The following is a 19,039-nucleotide window of genomic DNA, read 5'->3' as shown; positions in this document are numbered from 1 at the left end:
GGGGCGCAGCCCCAGTTGTGGGAAGGGGCGGGTAGGGGAAAGGGCCGCCGCGGGCGTGCCTAGCCGCGGCGGAGTCGGCCGGCGATGGCGTGGCCGATGAAGAGGTACACCACGGCCGGCAGGCCGTAGTTGAGGACGGTTCGGAGCCAGTCCGTGTCCATCGTGAAGAGGTCATGGGACCAGCCCGCGAGCCAGCTCGCCGCGTCGTGGACCACCGTGACGAGGTCGTTGGCGCGGTTGGCGTCGAGAAGGGCGAACAGGATCCAGAGGCCGAGGATCACGGCCATGACGTCCGCGACGACCGCCACGACGGTCGCCGCCTGGTTGCTTCCGTGGCGATAACTTCGTGACATGCCTCACGTGTTGCCGCCCTAAGAACTCCTAACGAATTGATCTTCGAGGTGGTTGGATCGCTCTGGGATCGTTGATCGGGGTGCGGAGTGGCTCGGCCGAAGCCGTGGGAAGTCGATGACGAGTTGTGGGCGGTGATCGAGCCGCTGCTGCCCAGGGTTGAGCGTCGAGTCCGGCATCCAGGACGGAAGCGGCATCCGGACCGGCTGGTCTTCCAGGGCATCTTGTTCGTGCTGCATACCGGGATGGCCTGGGAACACCTGCCGCAGGAGCTCGGCTTCGGTTCGGGCATGACGTGCTGGCGGCGCCTGGCCGAGTGGACCGAGGCCGGCGTATGGCCCCGGCTCCACGAAACGCTCCTGGCCAAGCTCCGCAGCGCGGGCGCCCTGGACTTCTCCCTGGCGGCCGTCGACGGCTCCCACATCAGGGCGCTAAAAGGGGCCCCAAGACGGGACGAAGCCCAGTCGACCGGGGCAGGACGGGCAGCAAGCACCACCTGATCACCGATGCCACCGGCATCCCGCTCGCCGTCACCCTGACCGGCGGCAACCGCAATGACGTCACCCAGCTCATCCCCCTGCTCCAGGCAGTGCCGCCCGTTCGGGGCAAGCGGGGCCGGCCCCGGCGTCGCCCCGACGCCGTTCTCGGTGACCGCGGCTACGACCACGACAAATACCGCCGCCTCGTCCGCGCGCTCGGAATGAAGCCACTGATCGCACGACGCGGCACCGAACACGGCTCGGGGCTCGGCACCCAACGATGGGTTGTCGAGCGCGCCTTCGCCCACCTGCACTGGTTCCGCCGCCTGCGGATCCGCTGGGAGATCCGCGACGACATCCACGAAGCCTTCCTCACCCTCGGATGCGCACTCATCTGCTGGCGACGCCTGTCACAGCAGGTCCGAGCCCTCGCCCTCCCGCAGTAGCCATTCCCTGACCGAAGGAGCACGATCGAGCAGTTCGCCGACCTGTGTCCCCTCTTCGCGTGAGGTCACCCTCGGCAGCGGGATGAAGGTGTCGGGAAGCACGTCCAGCAGGCTCCGCACGCGGTCTCCCGCGCGCAGAGTGATCAACAGCTCGCACCGCAGGTGACGTGGAACGTCCGGACGGTGCGACAGGCTGTGCCACAGGGCCGGCCACAGGTAGTGGGCTCCGTCGGGCGCCGCATTCGCCTGCACCCACGCTGGGTCCAACCGCTGGCTCAGACCGAGGCCATGCGCCCGCTCCTCCAGCCGGAACAGCGAGGCTGAATCGATGACCTTCACCTCGCGAGGCAGCGGCTGATCGAAGTCCATCGCCCCATGCTGCCCGACAACACCACACGCCGGGCAGCCAACCCCAAAAGGTCATTCCGTTAGGGGTTCTAAGTGGAGCCAAACCCAGCGCGGCCGCACACCCGTGCGAGGCGGTTCGGCCGGCCCGGGCACGAGGCGGTCGGTCGGACCGCGTACGAGGCGGTCGGTCGGACCGCGTACGAGGCGGTCGGTCGGTCGGGCCGCGTACGAAGCGGTCGGTCGGCCCGCCTGCGACGCGCTTCAGCCCGCCAGCTCCGCCAGCACCCGCAGCGTACGGACGTCCGGCGCCAGCGCCAGCAGATCCGTGATCGGGCCCTTGCGCCACAACTCCAGCCGTTCCGCGATCCGTTCACGCGGCCCGACCAGCGAGATCTCATCGGCGAAGGCGTCCGGCACCGCCTCGATCGCCTCCGCGCGCCGCCCCGCCAGGAACAGCTCCTGCACCCGGCGCGCCTCGGCCTCGTAGCCGAAGCGGGCCATCAGATCGGCGTGGAAGTTCCGGGCCGCGTGGCCCATTCCGCCGATGTAGAAGCCGAGCATCGCCTTGACCGGCTTCAGCCCCTCCGCCACATCGGCGCACACCCGCACCTGTGTCATCGGCGCCACCATGAAGCCGTCGCGGGCGTCGGCCAGCGTCGCCTGGTAGAGGTCCATCCGGGACGGCGACCAGTACAGCGGCAGCCAGCCGTCGGCGATGCGCACGGTCTGTGCGATGTTCTTGGGCCCCTCGGCCCCGAGCAGCACCGGGAGGTCGGCGCGCAGCGGATGGACGATGGGCTTGAGGGGTTTGCCGAGGCCGGTGGCGTCCGGCCCGGCGTAGGGGTGCGGGTGGTAGCGCCCGTCGAGCCGCACCGGCGCCTCGCGGTTCAGCACCTGCCGGATGACCTCGACGTACTCGCGGGTCGCCGTCAGCGGGCTCTTGGGGAACGGGCGCCCGTACCAGCCCTCGACCACCTGCGGCCCGGACAGCCCCAGCCCCAGCATCATCCGGCCGCCGGAGAGATGGTCCAGGGTGAGCGCCTGCATCGCGGTGGCGGTGGGGGTGCGGGCGGCCATCTGCGCCACCGCCGTGCCGAGCGCGATCCGGGTGGTGTGGGCGGCGAGCCAGGTGAGCGGGGTGAAGGCGTCCGAGCCCCAGGACTCGGCGGTCCACACCGAGTGGTAGCCCAGTCGCTCCGCCTCCTGGGCGAGTTCCAGATGGCCGGGGTCGGGGCCGCGGCCCCAGTAGCCGAGCGCCAGACCGAGCCGCATGTCAAGCCCCCTCGTTCCGCCGGACAGAATGGAGAACGGCGGCTGACGGCACGTCAGCCACACACCGGCCGGACTGTACGGGCCGGGGCCGCACATGGCAACGGCCCCTCGCCCGAGCGTATGCGGGCGAGGGGCCGTGGGTGCGTCATGCGACGCGCACGGTCACGTCATGCGACGCGCACGCGCGGGTCAGCCGCGCTGGATCCCCGTGGTGTCCTGGAGCACACCGCGGCGGCCGTCCTGCGTCTGGGCGACCAGCGCCTGACCGCGCTGTTCCACCGCGAGGTACCAGGTGCCGGGGGCCAGTTCGGCGATGGTGCTCGACGAACCGTCCTCCGCGTACAGCGGACGGGCCACCGGCACCGCGAACCAGAACGGGGCGAAGTCCCCGCCACCCGCGGCCGGCGGGGTGGGGGCCGGAGCCTGCTGGCCGCCGAAGGACTGGCCGGGCTGCGGCTGACCGGGCTGGCCGGGCTGGGGGGTGCCGTACGGCGCGGGGGCGCCGGGCTGGGCACCGCCCGGGCCCGGGTAGCCGTACCCCGGCTGCGGGCCCTGGGCGCCGTACGGGGACGGGGCCGGGGCGGAGGCGTTCATCAGCGGGGCCTTGAGGGCCGGGACGCGCTGGGTGAGCAGCGCGACGGCCGCCATCGCCAGGGTGGCGACCAGGCCGAGGATCTGCCCGACGCCCTTGTCGACTCCCTCCGGGCCACCGATGATCGTCCACAGCGAGCTCCAGGCCGCGAAGACCGCGAGCGCCGAACCCCACTGGTCGAGCGAGAGCCCGAAGAGGTTGCGGCCCGCGGGCTGGAAACGTGCGGCGACGATGAGCGCCGCGGCGATCAGACCGGCCAGGAAGATCGACGGCAGTACGGGGAAGAAGTCGGACTTCCATCCGTTCTCACCGGCGTCCTTGCAGAAGCTGCTACCGCCGCAGTCGACGGTGTAGAAGTCGAGGAAGGAGGCGATGAACAGCAACACCGCTGCTCCGATCACCACGCCGTCGCCTCGAGTGAGCGAGCGGATGTTCAACGTGAGGTCCTTTGTCGGTTTCGTCTGTACGAGCGCTGCCGCCAGGCGCGTAGCGCGAAGGCGTCGGGGGTGGGCCCCATCGTACGGGTGAATCCGTCGGCGGAGACCGGGGGTGTCCCATCGGTATCCCGGTCGTGACCTCCCGTTCGGTTGTGGCGGCGCTACTCGTTCAAGAAGTCCGTAATGCCCTGTGCGATACCACGCGCCGCGCGCTCGCGCCACGCAGTATCGGTCAGTTCGGCGGCGTCCTGGGAGTCGCGCATGTTGCCGCACTCGATGAACACCTTGGGAACGGTGGAGAGGTTGAGCCCGCCCAGGTCGCCCCGGACGTCCAACCCGCTGCCGTCGCCGATGTACTGCGCGGGCGCGCTGCCGGTGGCCTTGGCGAACTCGCCGCGCAGCCGCTCGCCGAGTTGGCGGGAGGGCGCGGTGATGGCGGAGGTGTCCGCGCCGCCGCCCCGTACGGACTTGGGCAGGATCACATGGAAGCCGCGCTCCCCGGCGGCCGCGCCGTCCGCGTGCACGGAGACCACGGCGTCGGCGTGGGCCCTGTTGCCGATCTCCGCGCGCTCGTCCACGCACGGTCCGTACGGCCGGTCGCCGTCCTGGGTGAGCCGCACGGTGGCGCCGCGCGCCTCGAGCAGCGTGCGGGCGCGGCGCGCCGCATCGAGGGTGAAGGAGGCCTCGGGGTAGCCGGAGTTGGTGGCCGTGCCCGTGGTGTCGCACTCCTTCTTCTCGGTGCCGATGTCCACGAGCCGGGCGATCCGCGAGGGATGGTCGCGGTTGTGGGGATTGTGTCCGGGGTCGATCACCACGACCTTGCCCTTGAGGGGGTCACCGGGCTTTCCGGACTGCCCGGAGTGCCCGGACTGCTCGGATGGCGCGGACGGTGCGGACGGGGTGGACGCGCCGGACGACGGGGGCGGCGGGGAGGACGTCGAGGAGGTCGTGGGCCCGCTCGCCCCGCCCGCGCCGTCGTCGTCCTTCGAACCGCCCAGGGAACTCCACAGCAGCCAGCCGACGAAGCAGGTCGGTATCAGCGCCACCAGAACGATGGCGAGGGTGCCGCCGCGGCGACCGGGCTCTGAAAAAAAGCTGCCGTTGGACACGCGGGCGATGGTAGCGGCCCACCCGACGCATCTCGGTCGCCGGGCGGTCGGCGGCCCCGGCCGGGTCGGGCGCCGGGCGGCTGTGCCTCGGGCGCCGGGCTGGTGGTGGCCGCGGCGGTCCTGGCCGCTCGGCCCCGGACGGCCCCGGTGGACCTGGCGACCCCGGCCCCGGGCGGCCGCGCCGTCTCGGCCGGGTCAGGCGGGCGGGGCGGCCGTGGTGCGGCGCAGGACGCGGAGTGAGCGGGTGGCGGAGACCTCGGTGAAGGCGCCGGAGGCGAGCGCGCGGCGGTAGATCCGGTACGGCGCCTGGCCGCCGTCGGCGGGGTCGGGGAAGACGTCGTGGATCACCAGCAGCCCGCCCGGCGCGACATGCGGCGCCCAGCCCTCGTAGTCGGCGCTCGCGTGCTCGTCGGTGTGGCCGCCGTCGATGAACACCAGCCCGACCGGCTTCCCCCACACCGCCGCGACCTGCGGGGACCGCCCGACCATGGCGATGACGTGGTCCTCGAGGCCCGCCCGGTGGAGGGTGCGGCGGAAGGTGGGCAGCGTGTCCATCCGCCCCACCTCGGGGTCGACCACCTCCGGGTCGTGGTACTCCCAGCCCGGCTGCTGCTCCTCGGAGCCCCGGTGGTGGTCCACGGTCACGGCGACCGTCCCGGCCGCGCGGGCGGCGTCGGCCAGCAGGATCGTGGAGCGCCCGCAGTACGTGCCGACCTCCACCAGCGGCAGCCCAGGCGCCGCCGCCCGCACGGCCGCGGCGTACAGCGCGAGCCCCTCGTCCAGCGGCATGAAGCCCTTCGCCGCCTCGAAGGCGTCGAGCACGGTGCGGTCGGGGGCCGCGGAAGCGGCAGCGGCGGCAGCAGACTGGGTCACCCGCTCATCCTGCCGCACCGCCACCGGCCCGCCGCGCCCGGGGCCACGGCCCCGTGACGGGTGCCCACCGGGGACGTACACGGGTGTCCACCGGGGACGTACGACGGGTGCCCACCGGGGACGTCCTAGGTCTCGCGACGTACCCAAATGCGCGGAAACGCCGATGCGCAGGACCGGCTCCGGGTGCGAGCATCGCCATCATGTCCACCCCAGCGCCCCTCCCCTCGGAAACCGCAGCCACCGCCCCGGCCCCGCGCGCCTCGCCCCCCATCTGGGCGGTCCTGCTGGCCGCCTGCGCCGGACAGTTCGTGGTGGTGCTCGACATATCGGTGGTGAACGTCGCGCTGCCGTCGATGCGTACGGACCTGGGGCTCGGCGGGACCGCGCTGCAGTGGGTGGTGAACGCCTACGCGCTCACCTTCGCCGGGTTCCTGATGCTCGGCGGGCGCGCGGCCGACCTCTTCGGGCGCAAACGGGTCTTCCTCGCCGGGCTCGGCCTGTTCACCGCGGCCAGCCTCGCCGGTGGCGCGGCCCAGGAGCCCTGGCAGCTGATCGCCGCCCGCGCGTTGCAGGGCATCGGCGCGGCCGTGCTCTCCCCGGCCACCCTCACCATCCTCACCACCACCTTCCCGACCGGCGCGGCCCGCACCCGGGCCATCGGCACCTGGACGGCGGTCGGCGCGGGCGGGGGCGCGGCGGGCGGGCTGGTCGGCGGTGTGCTCACCGAGTACCTGTCCTGGCGCTGGGTGCTGCTGGTCAACGTGCCGGTGGGCATCGTGGTGCTGGTGGCCGCGGCGGTGTGGCTGACCGAGGGCCGCTCGAGAGTGGCACGGCGGCTCGACATACCGGGCGCGGTGCTGGTCACGGCGGGCGTCGCGGCGCTCGCGTACGGCATCGTGCAGACCGAACCGCACGGCTGGACCGCCGCCGCCTCGCTCGGCCCGCTGCTCGCCGGGCTCGTGCTGCTCGCGGTGTTCGTGGCCGTCGAGGCGCGTACGGAGGAGCCGCTGATGCCGCTGCGGCTGTTCCGGATCCGGGCGGTGTCGGCGGCGAACGCGGTGATGGTGGTGTGCGGCGGCGGCATGTTCGCCATGTGGTACCTCATGTCGCTCTACCTGCAGAACGTGTTGCACTTCAGCCCGGTGAAGGCCGGGCTCGCCTTCCTCCCGCACAGCCTGTCGATCGTCCTCGGCTCGAAGCTCGCGCCCCGGCTGATGGCCCGGGTGGACGGCAAGCTGCTGGCGATCGCGGGTGGTTCGCTGGCCGTCGTCGGCTACGCGTGGCAGAGCCGGATGGGCGCCGACGGCACCTATGTGGGGACGGTCCTGGGCCCCGCGATCATCATGTCCCTGGGGTCCGGGCTGATGATGACCCCGCTCGCCGCCTCCGCCACCTCCGGCGCCGCCCCCTCCGAGGCGGGGCTGGTGTCGGGGCTGGTCAACACCTCACGGCAGATCGGTGGCGCGCTCGGCCTGACCGTGCTGGCCACGGTCGCGGCCGAGCGGATCGCGGCGCACGGCGGGGCCGGGCCGGAGGCGCTCGCGGCCGGGTACGGCCACGCCTTCGCCGTGGCCACCGGGATCATCGCGACGGCGGTGGTGCTGATGGCCGTCCTGCTGCCGCGCACGCCCGCGGTCGCGGTCACCCGCGGCTCCTCATAGCCTCATGGCCTCGGTTCCCACTCTCACAGCCAGCCGTTCTGGCGGGCGGCGCGGACGGCCTCCATGCGGTTGCGGGTCTGGGTCTTGCCGATGGCCGAGGAGAGGTAGTTGCGCACGGTGGCGGGGGAGAGGTGCACCTTGGCCGCGATGTCCGCGACCGTCGCCCCGTCCACCGCCGCCGAGAGTACATCGCGCTCGCGCTGGGTCAGCGGGTTGGGGCCCGCACTGAGCGCGGCGGCGGCCAGGCCCGGGTCGATCACGCGCTCACCGGCCAGCACCCGCCGGATCGCCACGGCCAGATCCTCCACCGGGCCGTCCTTGACCAGGAACCCGGCCGCCCCCGCCTCCATCGCCCGGCGCAGATAGCCGGGGCGGCCGAAGGTGGTCAGGATCAGCACCTGGCACTCCGGCAGCGCCTCGCGCAGCGCGGCGGCCGCGTCCAGACCGCTGCGGCCGGGCAGTTCGATGTCGAGCAGCGCCACATCGGGCCGGGTCTCCAGGGCCTGGGGCACGATCTCGTCCCCGTTCCCGAGCCGTGCGACGATCTCGAAGTCGTCCTCGAGCCCGAGCAGCAGGGCGAGCGCGCCCCGCATCATCCCCTGGTCCTCGGCGAGCAGGAGCTTGATCACGCCGTTCGCGCCGCTCGCCCCCTTCGCCTGGTTCATGCCCTCCGCGTCCTTCGCGCCCTGCGCGTTCTCCGCGTCGTCCACGCCCTTCGCGTCGTTCACGCCGTCCGGGCCCCCTCGAACTCGGCCTCCACCACATCCTCCGTATCCACCGGCAGTTCGGCGACGAGCCGGAAACCCCGGCGCCCGCCCGGGCCGAACTCCAGCGAGCCGCCCGCCGCGGACAGCCGCTCGGCCAGGCCCTTGAGCCCCGTACCGCCGATCGCGCCGTCCGCGCTCATCGCGCCCTCCGCGCCCTCCGCGCCGTCCGCGCCGTCCGCGCCGTCCGGGCCCGCCGTGTTCGCCGCGCCCGCCGCGCGCGTACCGGTGGCTCGGGAGCCTACGCCGCCCCCGTCGTCCGTGATCTCCAGCCGTACCCGGTCCATGCCACCGCGGACCTCGATCTCGCACCGGGACGCCCCGCTGTGCCGCACCACATTGGTGACGCCTTCGCGCACCACCCACCCCAGCAGCGCCTCGGTCTGCGGGGCCAGCGGCGGCCCGTCGCGGCGGACGGCGGCCTCGATACCGGCGGCGTCCAGCGCCGAGCGGGCCCGGTCCAGCTCGGTGGCCAGGCTGCCCTCGCGATAGCCGGTGACGGCCTCGCGGATCTCGGTGAGCGCCTGCCGCCCCACCGCCTCGATGTCCGCGGCCTGCCCCAGCGCGGCCTCCAGGTCCCTCGGGGCGAGCCGGCGCACCGCCTCCGCCTTGACCACGACGACCGACATGGTGTGGCCCAGCAGGTCGTGCAGATCGCGGGAGAACCGCAGCCGCTCCTTCTCCACCGCCGTACGGGCCAGTTCCTGGCGGGTCGCGCGGAGCTGGGCCACGGTCTCGAAGAGCGACAGGATGGCCGCCGTCACCAGACCGGACAGCATGGTGCCGTAACCGACCGTGAGCGAGTCCGAGGGGCCGCCGCGGAGCCCGGCGATGACTCCCGCGGAGCCGGACAGCACGATGATGACGGGCCCCAGCGGCCGCCTCCCCCCGCGCAGCACGATCCCGGAGGCCAGCGACAGCAGCGGGAAGCACAGCAGCCAGTTCCCGGCGTAGCCGATGCCCAGCGCATAGGTGACCGCCGCCAGCCCGGCGAGCGCCAGGAACGGGGTCCTGGTGTGGCGGCGGCGCTCGTCGAGGCCGCTGAAGACGGTGGTGAGGTAGAGCGCGACGAAGGCCGCCACCCCCGCGCCGCCGAGCCACGGCAGTGGCGTCTTCCCCTTGAAGAGCCCCTGTACGTCCCCCGAGAGCATGAAGAGCCAGGGCACGAAGGCCGGGCGGCCCGGCGGCTTGAGGCGCTCGATGCGCGCGGCGGTGGCATGCATGCGTCCGACCTTAGGGATCCCCGTATGAGCTGGGCAGATGCGGATGTCGGGGGATGGCCGTGACATTTGTCCCAGGGGCTTTGGCACCCCGGCCACCGCCACCTGACGGGCCGTCAGTACACGTCGTCCGCACCCTTCCCCCTTCGGGGCGATTGGGCTATACAGGGTGCCATCGGCTAGAACGCGTTCTACATGTCCACGCGGACGACGTGACCCTGCCGACCAGCGACGACCCCGGCACGGCCGACGGTGCGGACGGGCGGGCCGGGGTCTTCGGACCGTGGCCAAGCGAGCGGACCAAGGAGTGGTGTCGCCCCATGCCCATCGATGTCGCGAAGGCCGTCTCGGCCGAACCCCGGAGCACGGCTCTCATCTGGGGGCAGAAGGACATCCAGCTCTACCACCTGGGCATCGGCGCCGGAATCCCCGCCACCGACCCCCAGGAGCTCCGCTACACCCTGGAGAGCAAGCTCCATGTGCTCCCCAGCTTCGCGACCGTCGCGGGCGGCGGGATGGCGGTCGCCGGGGGCATGGCCGCACCCGGTATCGACGTCGACCTCGCCGCCGTCCTGCACGGCGGCCAGACCGTCGAACTGCACCGGCCCATCCCGCTCGGCGGGGACGCCACCCAGACCTCGAAGGTCGCCGCCGTCTACGACAAGGGCAAGGCGGCGGTCATCGTGCTGCGCTCCGACGTGGCCGACGCGGACGGCCCGCTGTGGACCTGCGACACCCGGATCTTCGTCCGGGGCGAGGGCGGCTTCGGCGGTGAGCGCGGCCCCTCCGACCGCCTGGAGCCCCCGGCCCGCGAGCCGGACCGCACCGTCGAGCGGGCCATCCGCGAGGACCAGGCGCTGCTCTACCGGCTCTCCGGGGACTGGAACCCGCTCCACGCCGACCCCGAGTTCGCCAAGCTGGCGGGGTTCGAGAAGCCCATCCTGCACGGGCTGTGCTCGTACGGGATGGTGCTCAAGGCGGTCGTGGACACGGCGCTGGACGGGGAGGTGGACCGGGTGCGCTCGTACACCACCCGCTTCGCCGGGGTGGCCTATCCGGGCGAGACCCTGCGCGTCCGGATGTGGCAGGACGAGGGGCGCGTCCAGGTGACGGCGACCGCCGTCGAGCGGGACGACGCGCCGGTCCTCACCGACACCGTCGTCGAACTCGCCTGAGACCACGCACGCCCGAACCCCTGAGACCACGCACGCCCGAATTCACCGACCCCCGAATTCACCGACCCCCGCATCCACGCACGCATGAGATCACGCACGCTCGAACATCACGAGGAGCCGCTGTGCGCGCAGCCGTACTGCACGAGACGGGACAGGACAAGCTCGAGGTCCTCGACGACATCGAGGCGGTGGGCTTCGGCCCCGGCAAGGTCCGGCTGCGGCTGAGGGCCACCGGGCTGTGCCACTCCGACCTCTCCGCGATGGCCGGGGTGCTGCCGCAGCCCGCGCCGTTCGTCCCCGGCCACGAGGGCGCGGGCGAGATCCTCGACGTGGGCGACGGGGTGACCGGGCTGAGCGCCGGCGACCGGGTGCTGGTGTGCTGGCTGCCCGCGTGCGGCGGCTGTCCGTCCTGTCAGCGCGGTCAGACCGAGCTGTGCCTGACCGGGTTCATGAACGCCGGAACGCCCAACTTCCGGCGCCCCGGCGGCAGTCCGGAGGACGTCTTCGGGATGTCCGGGACCGGCACCTTCGCCGAGGAGATCGTTCTGGCCGCGCCCTGCGCCGTGCCGATCCCCGACGACGTCCCGTACGACATCGCGGCCCTCATCGGCTGCGGGGTGACCACCGGGCTCGGGGCCGTCTTCAACACCGCCCGGGTGGAGGCCGGTTCGTCGGTCGCGGTCATCGGCTGCGGCGGGGTGGGCATCAGCGTCATCCAGGGGGCGAGGGCGTCGGGCGCCGCGCAGATCGTCGCCGTCGACCCCGTGGAGTCGCGGCGCGAGGCCGCGCTGCGCTTCGGCGCCACCGAGGCGGTGACGCCGGACGGCCTGGACAGCGCCAAGAACAGCGTCACGGCGGGGGAGGGCTTCGACTACGTCTTCGAGGTCGTGGGCCGCTCCGCCACCGCCCGCCGGGCGTACGAGATCACCCGGCGCGGCGGCACGCTGTGCGTCGTCGGCGCCGGGGCGCTGGACGACTTCCTCCAGCTCAACATGTTCGAGCTGTTCTTCGACGAGAAGCGGATCCTGCCCTCGCTGTACGGCGGCGGCGATGTGCTCCGCTCCTACCGGCGCACCATCGACCTGTGGCGGGCGGGCCGGATCGACCTCGAAGGGCTGATCACCCACCGGGTGCGGCTCGCCGAGATCAACGACGCGATCGGCCAGATGCGGACCGGGGAGGCGCTGCGCACATGCATCGACATGTGACCGGCCCGCTGGCCGGGAAGACCGCGATCGTCACCGGCGCCGGGCGCGGCCTCGGCCGCGCCGAGGCCCTGGAGCTGGCGCGGCTGGGCGCCAGTGTCGTCGTCAACGACTACGGACAGGGCGGACGCGACGGCAGCGGCGAGGCATCGGCGGGCCCCGCCGAGCAGGTCGTCGAGGAGATCCGCGCGGCCGGCGGCCGGGCCACGGCCCACGCGGGCGACGTGGCCGACTTCACACAGGCGGGCGAGCTGGTCCGGCTCGCGATCGACACGTACGGCGCACTGGACATCCTGGTCAACAACGCGGGCATCCTGCGCGACCGGATGGTCTTCTCGATGAGCGAGGACGAGTGGGACGCGGTGATTCGCGTCCATCTCAAGGGCCACTTCAACACCATCCGCTTCGCCGCCGCGCACTGGCGCGAGCGGTCCAAGGCGGCGGACGGCGGCCCGGTGCACGGCCGGATCGTCAACACCTCCTCCGAGGCGTTCCTCGTCGGTTCGCCGGGCCAGCCGAACTACGCGGCGGCCAAGGGCGGCATCGTCGGGCTCACCATCTCCACGGCGGCGGCCCTCGCCAAGTACGGGGTGACGGCCAACGTCATCTGTCCGCGCGCCCGCACCCGGATGACCGAGGACGTCTTCGCCGACTTCGAGCCCCCGGAGGACGGCCGCCTCGACGCCCTCGCCCCCGAACACGCGGCCCCGCTGGTCGGCTATCTCGCCTCACCGGCCGCGGCGAAGGTGAACGGCCAGGTGTTCGTGGTGCACGGCGGCATGCTGGCGGTCCTGGAGCGGCCCAAGGTGGCGGCGAAGGTGGACGCGAAGGGGGACGCCTTCGGCTTCGAGGAGCTGGACGCGGCGCTGACGCCGTACTTCGCGGAGCGGGGCGGGGAGGGCTTCGCGGCGGTGGAGGTGCTGGGGCTCAAGCGGGGATGAGGTGCCGCGTCGGCCGGGGGCTGGCCGGGGGCACCCCGCGATCGCCGGACGGGCCGGACTTCCGGAGGAAATCCAGCCCGTCCCGCGATCGGGGACGAGCCTGAGGTTGTGCTGACCCTGAGGTTGCCCTGAGGTTGTGCGGACCCTGAGGTCCTCAGGAGCCGTTCTCGTTCGGGCGGCGGTGGCGGCCGTGGGCCGGTGCCTGGGTCTCCTCGGACGCGGCCTGCCCCCGGTGCTTGCCCTGACCGCCATCGGCCTGGGCCGCGGCGGCGTCCCGCGGGCGCGCCTGGGTCGTGTCGATGTGGGTTTCGGACATGGTGGGTACGTCACCCCGTCAGATCGCTTTGTACTGTGCGAAAGGGGCTGACCACGATGTCGCACGACGTTCCATGCGCATCACCCGGGGCGTCCCGCGCGTGACGGAACGCAGGGACGCGCAGCCCCTGCCAGAGTCTAACCAAGTGGGTGATCCCGGACCCAGCGGGGTGGCCGGGGCCGCGGTGGCCGCGCGAGCGGCGCCTGCTGCAGCGGTACGGGCCGCAGGGCGGGGGTCAGACCGGTCCCGGGAGCGGGCTCCGGCTCGGGCCCCATCTCCTGCTCGACCCCGGCCCACGACCCGGTCCCGCCCCACGGCTCGACCCCGGACCCGCACTCGGGCTCCGGCACCCGCTCGTGCACGGCCATCGGCACCGGCTCGTGCACGGCCATCGGCACCGGCTCGTGCACGGCCATCGGCACCGGCTCGTGTACGGCCATCGGCACCCGCTCCCGTAGCGGCATCGGCTCGGGTGCCCGCGACGGGGACGGCGACGGGGACAGCGACGGGGACGGCGACGGCATCGGCTCAGGCGTCGGCCCGGACGCTCGCACGGAGGCGGACGCGCCGGGTCCGCCGACCCGGGTCCACGGTGTGATCCTGGTCGGGATCCCGGCTGGGGGCGTCATCGTCCGCGTCCGCGACGCCTGAACGCCCCGCGCTTCGGCCGCGGCCGGGCCGGATGCCCGCGTCACCCCCGCGATCCGCCGCGCCCCGGACGCCTCGCCCGACCCCCACGGCGCCGCCGCGTCGTCCGACGCCCACGGCCCCGTCGCGTCGTCCGGCCGCCATGGTGCCTCCGCCGCCCGACCCGAGGGCTCGGGCACCGCAGTCACCGGCGCGATCCGCCGGGCTCCTGTCGCGTCGTCCCGTCGCCACAGCGCCTCGGGCGCCCGGGTCGTGGCCGGGTCGGGCGGCTCCGCCACCCGGCCGGACGGCTCGGTCACCGGTGTCACCCCCGCGATCCGCCGCGCCCCGGTCGCCTCGCCCGGCGCCCACGGCGCCGCCGTGTCGTCGGGTCTCCACCGCGCCTCCGCCGACCCGAACGGCCCCGACCCGAACGACCCCGTCCCGGACGGTTCCGCCGCGCTCGCGGTGCTGTGCGTGGCGTTGCTCGTGGCACCACCCGTACCGCCCGGCGCCGCCGTCACCCATGAGCCCCCCGACGACCTCGGCGCCGACCCAGCGGCCCCCGCCGCTTCCGCCGACCCCGCCGCCCCGGGCGGGCGGACCCGGGCCAGCCCGCAGGGCACCTGGGGGGTGACGTACGGCAGTCGCAGTTCGCCGTCCCTCGTCCACAGGCCCGCGCCCGGGAGCCAGCCCTCCGGGGCCGGGAACTCGCGCAAGCGCCGCTCCGCCGGGCGCCAAACGCCCACCCACGGCCGCCCGGACCCGAACCCGCCCCGTCCGTCGATGCGGAAGGCCACCGCGCACACCTCGGGCGTCAGCACCTGCCCCGGCTGCACCGCGAACGGCGTGGCCTCCGACCACCCGGCGGGCCGCAGGCAGTCCGGGAACCGCACCGGCCGGGTGCTGCCCAGCACGCCCCAGCCCAGCCGCTGCTCGCCGGGCGCGTCGGACCGTACGAGCAGCAGACCGCTGTCGGGGTCGGCGAGCAGCAGCCGGTCGTCGCTGCGCTCGGTGATCTGCAGCAGCGGGCTGGTCTCGCCGCCGCGCCGCAGGTCGACCACCACGGTCTTGGTGCGGCCGTCGAGTTCGCGGTCGAGGGCCAGCAGCCGGCCCGTACGGTCCAGCCAACTGCCGCCCGTACAGCGGCCGGGCACCTCGGCCAGGTGCTGGGGGGCGAGGACGCCGCCGCCGAACAGCAGCCAGACGGAGGTGGACCGCGGCCCGCGCCCCAGCGCGAACGCGCACAGGCCGCCGGGCGCGGGCGGCAGCAGCGAGACCTCGGCGCGGTCGATGGCGCCGAGCGGGCGCTCGCCGGTGCCGGGGCCGGTCGGGTAGAGCAGCGAGAAGGCGTGGTGGCCGGCCACCCGGCGGTGGATGAGCACCTGCCCGTCGGCCAGCGGCAGCAACTCGCTGTCCGGCTCCTCGGGCTGGGCGGCGGGCAGCGGCACGGCGTAGGGCTCCGGGCCGTCCAGCGTCCAGCGCTCCGGGTACCAGCGGCCCGCCTCCCCGCTGAGCGCGAGCCGCGCGCCGTACGAGCGGTCCGAGGCGATGGTGAAACCCCCTCGTGGCCGGTCGCCGACGCCCCCGGTGAGGGCGGTGTCGAAGGCACAGGCAGTCATCGGTCAGTCACCTCCGGCCACTGAACGTAGTTTTCGCACTCGCTGCCGAAGGCCGTAATGGGCGTGCTCCACCCGTAAGTGTGGCGCTTGCCCGATTCGCCTGAGAGGTCGGGGGTGAATGTGCTGTAAGCGACGCGGGGATGGTTTGTGATTAAAGTAAGGCACACCTAAGTGCGATCGGCGCGCCCGTGCGGACGGGCGCGCCCGGCTATCCCTGGAGCTCCGTCATGTCCCTGCGCGTCCGCGGCAGTGCCGCCCTCGCCCTCGCCCTGGCCGGGGCGCTCTCCCTCACCGCCTGTGGCTCGTCGGACGACGGCGCGGACGGCGGCAAGCGCAACGGCGGGGGCGGGAAGTCCGTCGCCCAGGGCGGCAAGGACTTCGGCAAGGCGGCCGAGGAGACCGCGAAGCTGGGCACGGACGCGCGGCCCGGCGCGTTCCCCCGCACCATCACCCACGCGATGGGCAAGACCGAGCTCAAGAGCAAGCCGAAGCGGGTCGTGGTGCTCGACGTCGGCGAGCTCGACAACGTGGTCTCGCTGGGGCTGAAGCCGGTCGGCTACGCACCCTCCGAGGGCGACCAGGCCATACCCGACTACCTCAAGAAGGACGCCGGGAACCCGAAGAACGTCGGCACCATCAACAACCTCAACCTCGAGGCCATCAACGCCCTCCACCCCGATCTGATCCTCGGCAGCAAGCTGCGCGCCGAACCGCTCTACGACGAGCTGAAGCAGATCGCCCCGACCGTCTTCTCCATCCGCCCCGGCTTCACCTGGAAGGAGAACTACCGCCTCAACGCCGCGGCCCTGGACCGCACCGCCGAGGCCGAGCGCTCCCTCGACGCGTACGAGAAGAAGGCCAAGAAGCTCGGCGAGGACATCGGCGCCGACAAGCCGACCATCACCATGCTCCGCTTCATGCCGCAGGCCACCCGGCTCTACGCCAAGGCGTCCTTCATCGGCACCATCCTCCAGGACGTCGGCCTGCCGCGCCCGAAGAACCAGCGGATCAACGACCTCGCCGCGGAGATCGGCCCGGAGCGGATCGACGAGGCCGACGCCGACTGGATCTTCACCGGCGTCTACGGCGACCCCAAGGCCACCAAGCGAGACCAGGCGCAGTCCAACCCGCTGTGGAAGAAGCTGAAGGCGGTCAAGGTGGGCCGGGCCAAGGACGTCGACGAGGAGACCTGGTACCTGGGCCTGGGCGTCACCGCCGCCGACCGGGTCCTGGACGACCTGCGCGGCTACCTCGTCCACGGATGAGCGTTTCCGCTCGGGAACTCGGGGCGCCGCCCGAGAGCGAACTCCGGAGCGGGCGGCCCGCCGTCGGCGTCCGCGCCAGGCCGGCCGGACCGTGGTTCCCGGGCGGAGCCCGCGTGGCGACCGGGCGTCGCGCTGGTCGCGTTGAGTGAAGCCCGGGGCAGGGCTCAGCCGTGATCCGGGAGGTAGCCTTGCCCCGTGCCCGCACTCAACGACGTCCTCGCCGCACTCGACGCCCTCTGGCCGCCCGAGCGGGCGGAGCAGTGGGACGCCGTCGGCACGGTGTGCGGTGACCCCGACGCCGAGGTCACCCGCGTGCTGTTCGCCGTCGACCCGGTCCAGGAAGTGGCCGACGAGGCGGTGGACCTCGGCGCCGATCTGCTGATCACCCACCATCCGCTCTATCTGCGGGGGACGACCACGGTCGCCGCCTCCACCTTCAAGGGCCGGGTGGTGCACACACTGATCAAGCACGACATCGCCCTGCACGTCGCGCACACCAACGCCGACACCGCCGACCCCGGCGTCTCCGACGCCCTCGCCGGCGCGCTCGACCTGCGGATCGTCGGCCCGCTGGTGCCCGACGCCACCGACCCCGAGGGCCGCCGCGGACTGGGCCGGATCTGCGAGCTCGACCACCCCGAGACGCTGCGGGAGTTCGCCGAGCGCGCCGCCGCCCGGCTGCCCGCCACCGCGCAGGGGATCCGCGCCGCGGGCGACCCGGACCGTACCGTCCGCCGGGTGGCCGTCAGCGGCGGCTCGGGCGACAGCCTCTTCGACGCGGTGCGCGCGGCCGGGGTCGACGCGTTCCTCACCGCCGATCTGCGCCACCACCCGTCCTCGGAGGCGCGGGAGCACAGCGATCTCGCCCTGCTGGACGCCGCGCACTGGGCCACCGAATGGCCCTGGACCGAGCAGGCCGCGGCCCAGCTGGACGAGATCTCCGACCGGCACGGCTGGGGTCTGCGGACGCATGTCTCCCGTATCGTGACCGACCCCTGGACGGCCCACGCCGCGGCCCCCGCCGCCCCCCGCTCGACTCCCTGACCTCGTTTCCGTTCCCACTCGACTCCCCTGGAGCCCCACGCTGAATGCCGCGCCCGCCGATCAGATCCGCCTTCTCGACGTCCAGGCGCTCGACGTCCGGCTGTCGCAGCTCGCGCACAAGCGCAAGACGCTGCCCGAGCACGCCGAGATCGAGACGCTGAACGCCGATCACACCCAGCTGCGCGATCTGCTCATCGCCGCGCAGACCGAGGAGAGCGACACCGCCCGCGAGCAGACCAAGGCGGAGCAGGACGTGGAGCAGGTGCGCCAGCGCGCCGCCCGCGACCAGAAGCGCCTGGACTCCGGGGCCGTCACCTCGCCGAAGGACCTGGAGAACCTCCAGCACGAGATCGCCTCCCTCGCCAAGCGCCAGGGCGACCTGGAGGACGTCGTCCTGGAGGTCATGGAGCGCCGGGAGTCCGTCCAGGAGCGGGTCGCCGAGCTGACCGAGCGGGTGGAGTCCCTCCAGTCGAAGATCGCCGACGCCACCGCGCGCCGGGACGCGGCGGCCGAGGGGATCGACGCCGAGATCGCGACCGTCACCAAGGAGCGCGAGGTGATCGCCGGGACCATCCCCGCCGATCTGCTGACCCTCTACGACAAGCTGCGCGAGCAGCAGGGCGGCATCGGCGCGGCCCGGCTCTACCAGCGGAGCTGCGACGGCTGCCGCCAGGAGCTCGCCATCACCGAGCTCAACGAGGTGCGCTCGGCGGCCCCCGACACGGTGGTGCGGTGCGAGAACTGCCGCCGGATCCTGGTCCGTACGCCCGAGTCGGGGCTGTAGGCCGATGGCGCGGCGCTTCATCGTCGAGGCGGACGGCGGGTCCCGGGGCAACCCCGGGCCGGCCGGTTACGGCGCCCTCGTGCGCGACGCCGAGACCGGTGAGACGCTCGCCGAGGTGGCCGAGTACCTGGGCACCGCGACCAACAACGTGGCCGAGTACAAGGGCCTGATCGCCGGGTTGCGGGCGGCGTACGCCCTGGACCCGGTGGCCGAGGTCCGGGTGCGGATGGACTCCAAGCTGGTCATCGAGCAGATGTCGGGCCGCTGGAAGATCAAGCACCCCGATATGCGGCCGCTCGCCGCCGAGGCCAAGGGGATCGTCCCGCCCGGCCAGGTGAGGTACGAGTGGATCCCGCGCGAGAACAACAAGCACGCGGACCGGCTCGCCAACGAGGCGATGGACGCGGGCAAGCGGGGCGAGCGGTGGCGGCCGAAGGTGCCGCCCGGCGGCACGCTGGCGGCGGGCGCGCCGGAGGCCGCCGCGCCCGCCGACGACGCCCTCGCCGAG

19 protein-coding genes are annotated in these 19,039 nt (G+C 73.4%); 9 read left to right on the top strand and 10 right to left on the bottom strand.

Going from position 1 to position 19,039, the window contains the following annotated elements:
* Positions 1-59: 59 nt before the first annotated feature.
* Positions 60-353 (bottom strand): hypothetical protein, encoded by a 294-nt coding sequence (locus IEJ02_RS02425; RefSeq protein WP_037947102.1) that lies wholly within the window; start codon positions 351-353, stop codon positions 60-62.
* 87 nt (positions 354-440) lie between these two features.
* On the opposite strand from IEJ02_RS02425, the gene IEJ02_RS02420 reads away from it, so the two are divergent.
* Positions 441-1,276, top strand: a protein-coding gene (locus IEJ02_RS02420) for an IS5 family transposase (protein WP_106969212.1) whose coding sequence is annotated in 2 segments (ribosomal slippage) — positions 441-786 and positions 786-1,276 — 837 coding nt in all. Because the reading frame shifts where the segments join, the coding sequence is not laid out codon by codon here.
* On the opposite strand, the gene IEJ02_RS02415 is transcribed toward IEJ02_RS02420, so the two are convergent.
* The 5 genes from IEJ02_RS02415 to IEJ02_RS02395 form a co-directional block, all read right to left on the bottom strand.
* A complete protein-coding gene (locus tag IEJ02_RS02415) occupies positions 1,241-1,645 on the bottom strand; it encodes a hypothetical protein (RefSeq protein WP_191063139.1) in 405 nt (134 codons plus the stop codon). The two genes, IEJ02_RS02420 and IEJ02_RS02415, sit on opposite strands and share 36 nt — an antisense overlap.
* 240 nt (positions 1,646-1,885) lie before the next feature.
* Positions 1,886-2,896, bottom strand: coding sequence for an LLM class F420-dependent oxidoreductase (locus IEJ02_RS02410; protein ID WP_191063138.1), 1,011 nt, complete (start codon positions 2,894-2,896; stop codon positions 1,886-1,888).
* Between the two features lie 189 nt (positions 2,897-3,085).
* Positions 3,086-3,925, bottom strand: coding sequence for a DUF5336 domain-containing protein (locus tag IEJ02_RS02405; RefSeq protein WP_191063137.1), 840 nt, complete (start codon positions 3,923-3,925; stop codon positions 3,086-3,088).
* 161 nt (positions 3,926-4,086) lie between these two features.
* On the bottom strand, positions 4,087-5,034 hold the full coding sequence (locus IEJ02_RS02400; RefSeq protein ID WP_191063136.1) for an N-acetylmuramoyl-L-alanine amidase: 948 nt from the start codon (positions 5,032-5,034) through the stop codon (positions 4,087-4,089).
* A 195-nt stretch (positions 5,035-5,229) separates the two neighbouring features.
* Positions 5,230-5,823 carry a class I SAM-dependent methyltransferase gene (locus tag IEJ02_RS02395; protein WP_223863322.1) on the bottom strand — a complete coding sequence of 198 codons (594 nt, stop codon included), beginning with the start codon at positions 5,821-5,823 and terminating at the stop codon, positions 5,230-5,232.
* Positions 5,824-6,107: 284 nt separating this feature from the next.
* Here IEJ02_RS02395 and IEJ02_RS02390 point away from each other — a divergent pair, with 284 nt between their 5' ends.
* Positions 6,108-7,568 (top strand): MFS transporter, encoded by a 1,461-nt coding sequence (locus IEJ02_RS02390; protein ID WP_191063134.1) that lies wholly within the window; start codon positions 6,108-6,110, stop codon positions 7,566-7,568.
* A 23-nt stretch (positions 7,569-7,591) separates the two neighbouring features.
* Here IEJ02_RS02390 and IEJ02_RS02385 read toward each other — a convergent pair whose 3' ends face one another.
* Positions 7,592-8,233, bottom strand: a complete 642-nt coding sequence (locus IEJ02_RS02385; RefSeq protein WP_191063440.1) for a response regulator transcription factor — start codon at positions 8,231-8,233, stop codon at positions 7,592-7,594.
* 59 nt (positions 8,234-8,292) lie between these two features.
* Positions 8,293-9,555 carry a sensor histidine kinase gene (locus IEJ02_RS02380; RefSeq protein ID WP_191063133.1) on the bottom strand — a complete coding sequence of 421 codons (1,263 nt, stop codon included), beginning with the start codon at positions 9,553-9,555 and terminating at the stop codon, positions 8,293-8,295.
* A 317-nt stretch (positions 9,556-9,872) separates the two neighbouring features.
* Here IEJ02_RS02380 and chsH3 point away from each other — a divergent pair, with 317 nt between their 5' ends.
* The 3 genes from chsH3 (at position 9,873) to IEJ02_RS02365 (ending at position 12,873) form a co-directional block, all read left to right on the top strand.
* Complete coding sequence (gene chsH3 / locus IEJ02_RS02375; protein WP_137980700.1) at positions 9,873-10,727, top strand: enoyl-CoA hydratase ChsH3; 855 nt, start codon at positions 9,873-9,875, stop codon at positions 10,725-10,727.
* A gap of 122 nt (positions 10,728-10,849) precedes the next feature.
* A complete protein-coding gene (locus tag IEJ02_RS02370) occupies positions 10,850-11,935 on the top strand; it encodes a Zn-dependent alcohol dehydrogenase (protein ID WP_191063132.1) in 1,086 nt (361 codons plus the stop codon).
* Positions 11,920-12,873, top strand: coding sequence for a 3-oxoacyl-ACP reductase (locus IEJ02_RS02365; RefSeq protein WP_191063131.1), 954 nt, complete (start codon positions 11,920-11,922; stop codon positions 12,871-12,873). Before IEJ02_RS02370 ends, IEJ02_RS02365 begins: the two co-directional genes overlap by 16 nt.
* Positions 12,874-13,027: 154 nt before the next feature.
* Here IEJ02_RS02365 and IEJ02_RS02360 read toward each other — a convergent pair whose 3' ends face one another.
* Both IEJ02_RS02360 and IEJ02_RS50220 read right to left on the bottom strand, forming a co-directional pair.
* Positions 13,028-13,189: a hypothetical protein gene (locus IEJ02_RS02360; protein WP_165556244.1), complete on the bottom strand. Its 162-nt coding sequence runs from the start codon at positions 13,187-13,189 to the stop codon at positions 13,028-13,030.
* A 137-nt stretch (positions 13,190-13,326) separates the two neighbouring features.
* Entirely contained in the window at positions 13,327-15,438 is a 2,112-nt protein-coding gene (locus tag IEJ02_RS50220; RefSeq protein ID WP_317985700.1) for a hypothetical protein, read from the bottom strand.
* A 227-nt stretch (positions 15,439-15,665) separates the two neighbouring features.
* On the opposite strand from IEJ02_RS50220, the gene IEJ02_RS02350 reads away from it, so the two are divergent.
* The 4 genes from IEJ02_RS02350 to IEJ02_RS02335 form a co-directional block, all read left to right on the top strand.
* Positions 15,666-16,703, top strand: a complete 1,038-nt coding sequence (locus tag IEJ02_RS02350; RefSeq protein ID WP_191063130.1) for an ABC transporter substrate-binding protein — start codon at positions 15,666-15,668, stop codon at positions 16,701-16,703.
* Between the two features lie 195 nt (positions 16,704-16,898).
* Positions 16,899-17,747: a Nif3-like dinuclear metal center hexameric protein gene (locus IEJ02_RS02345; RefSeq protein WP_191063129.1), complete on the top strand. Its 849-nt coding sequence runs from the start codon at positions 16,899-16,901 to the stop codon at positions 17,745-17,747.
* 40 nt (positions 17,748-17,787) lie between these two features.
* Complete coding sequence (locus IEJ02_RS50215; protein WP_137980699.1) at positions 17,788-18,531, top strand: zinc ribbon domain-containing protein; 744 nt, start codon at positions 17,788-17,790, stop codon at positions 18,529-18,531.
* A gap of 4 nt (positions 18,532-18,535) precedes the next feature.
* Positions 18,536-19,039: reverse transcriptase-like protein (locus tag IEJ02_RS02335; RefSeq protein ID WP_223863281.1), on the top strand; the 504-nt coding region annotated here is incomplete at its 3' end.

It is taken from the genome of Streptomyces sp. 5-10 (genome assembly GCF_014712245.1).
In the GTDB taxonomy this organism is placed as follows: domain Bacteria; phylum Actinomycetota; class Actinomycetes; order Streptomycetales; family Streptomycetaceae; genus Streptomyces; species Streptomyces violaceusniger.
This window is presented reverse-complemented; position numbering and strand designations above follow the sequence as displayed.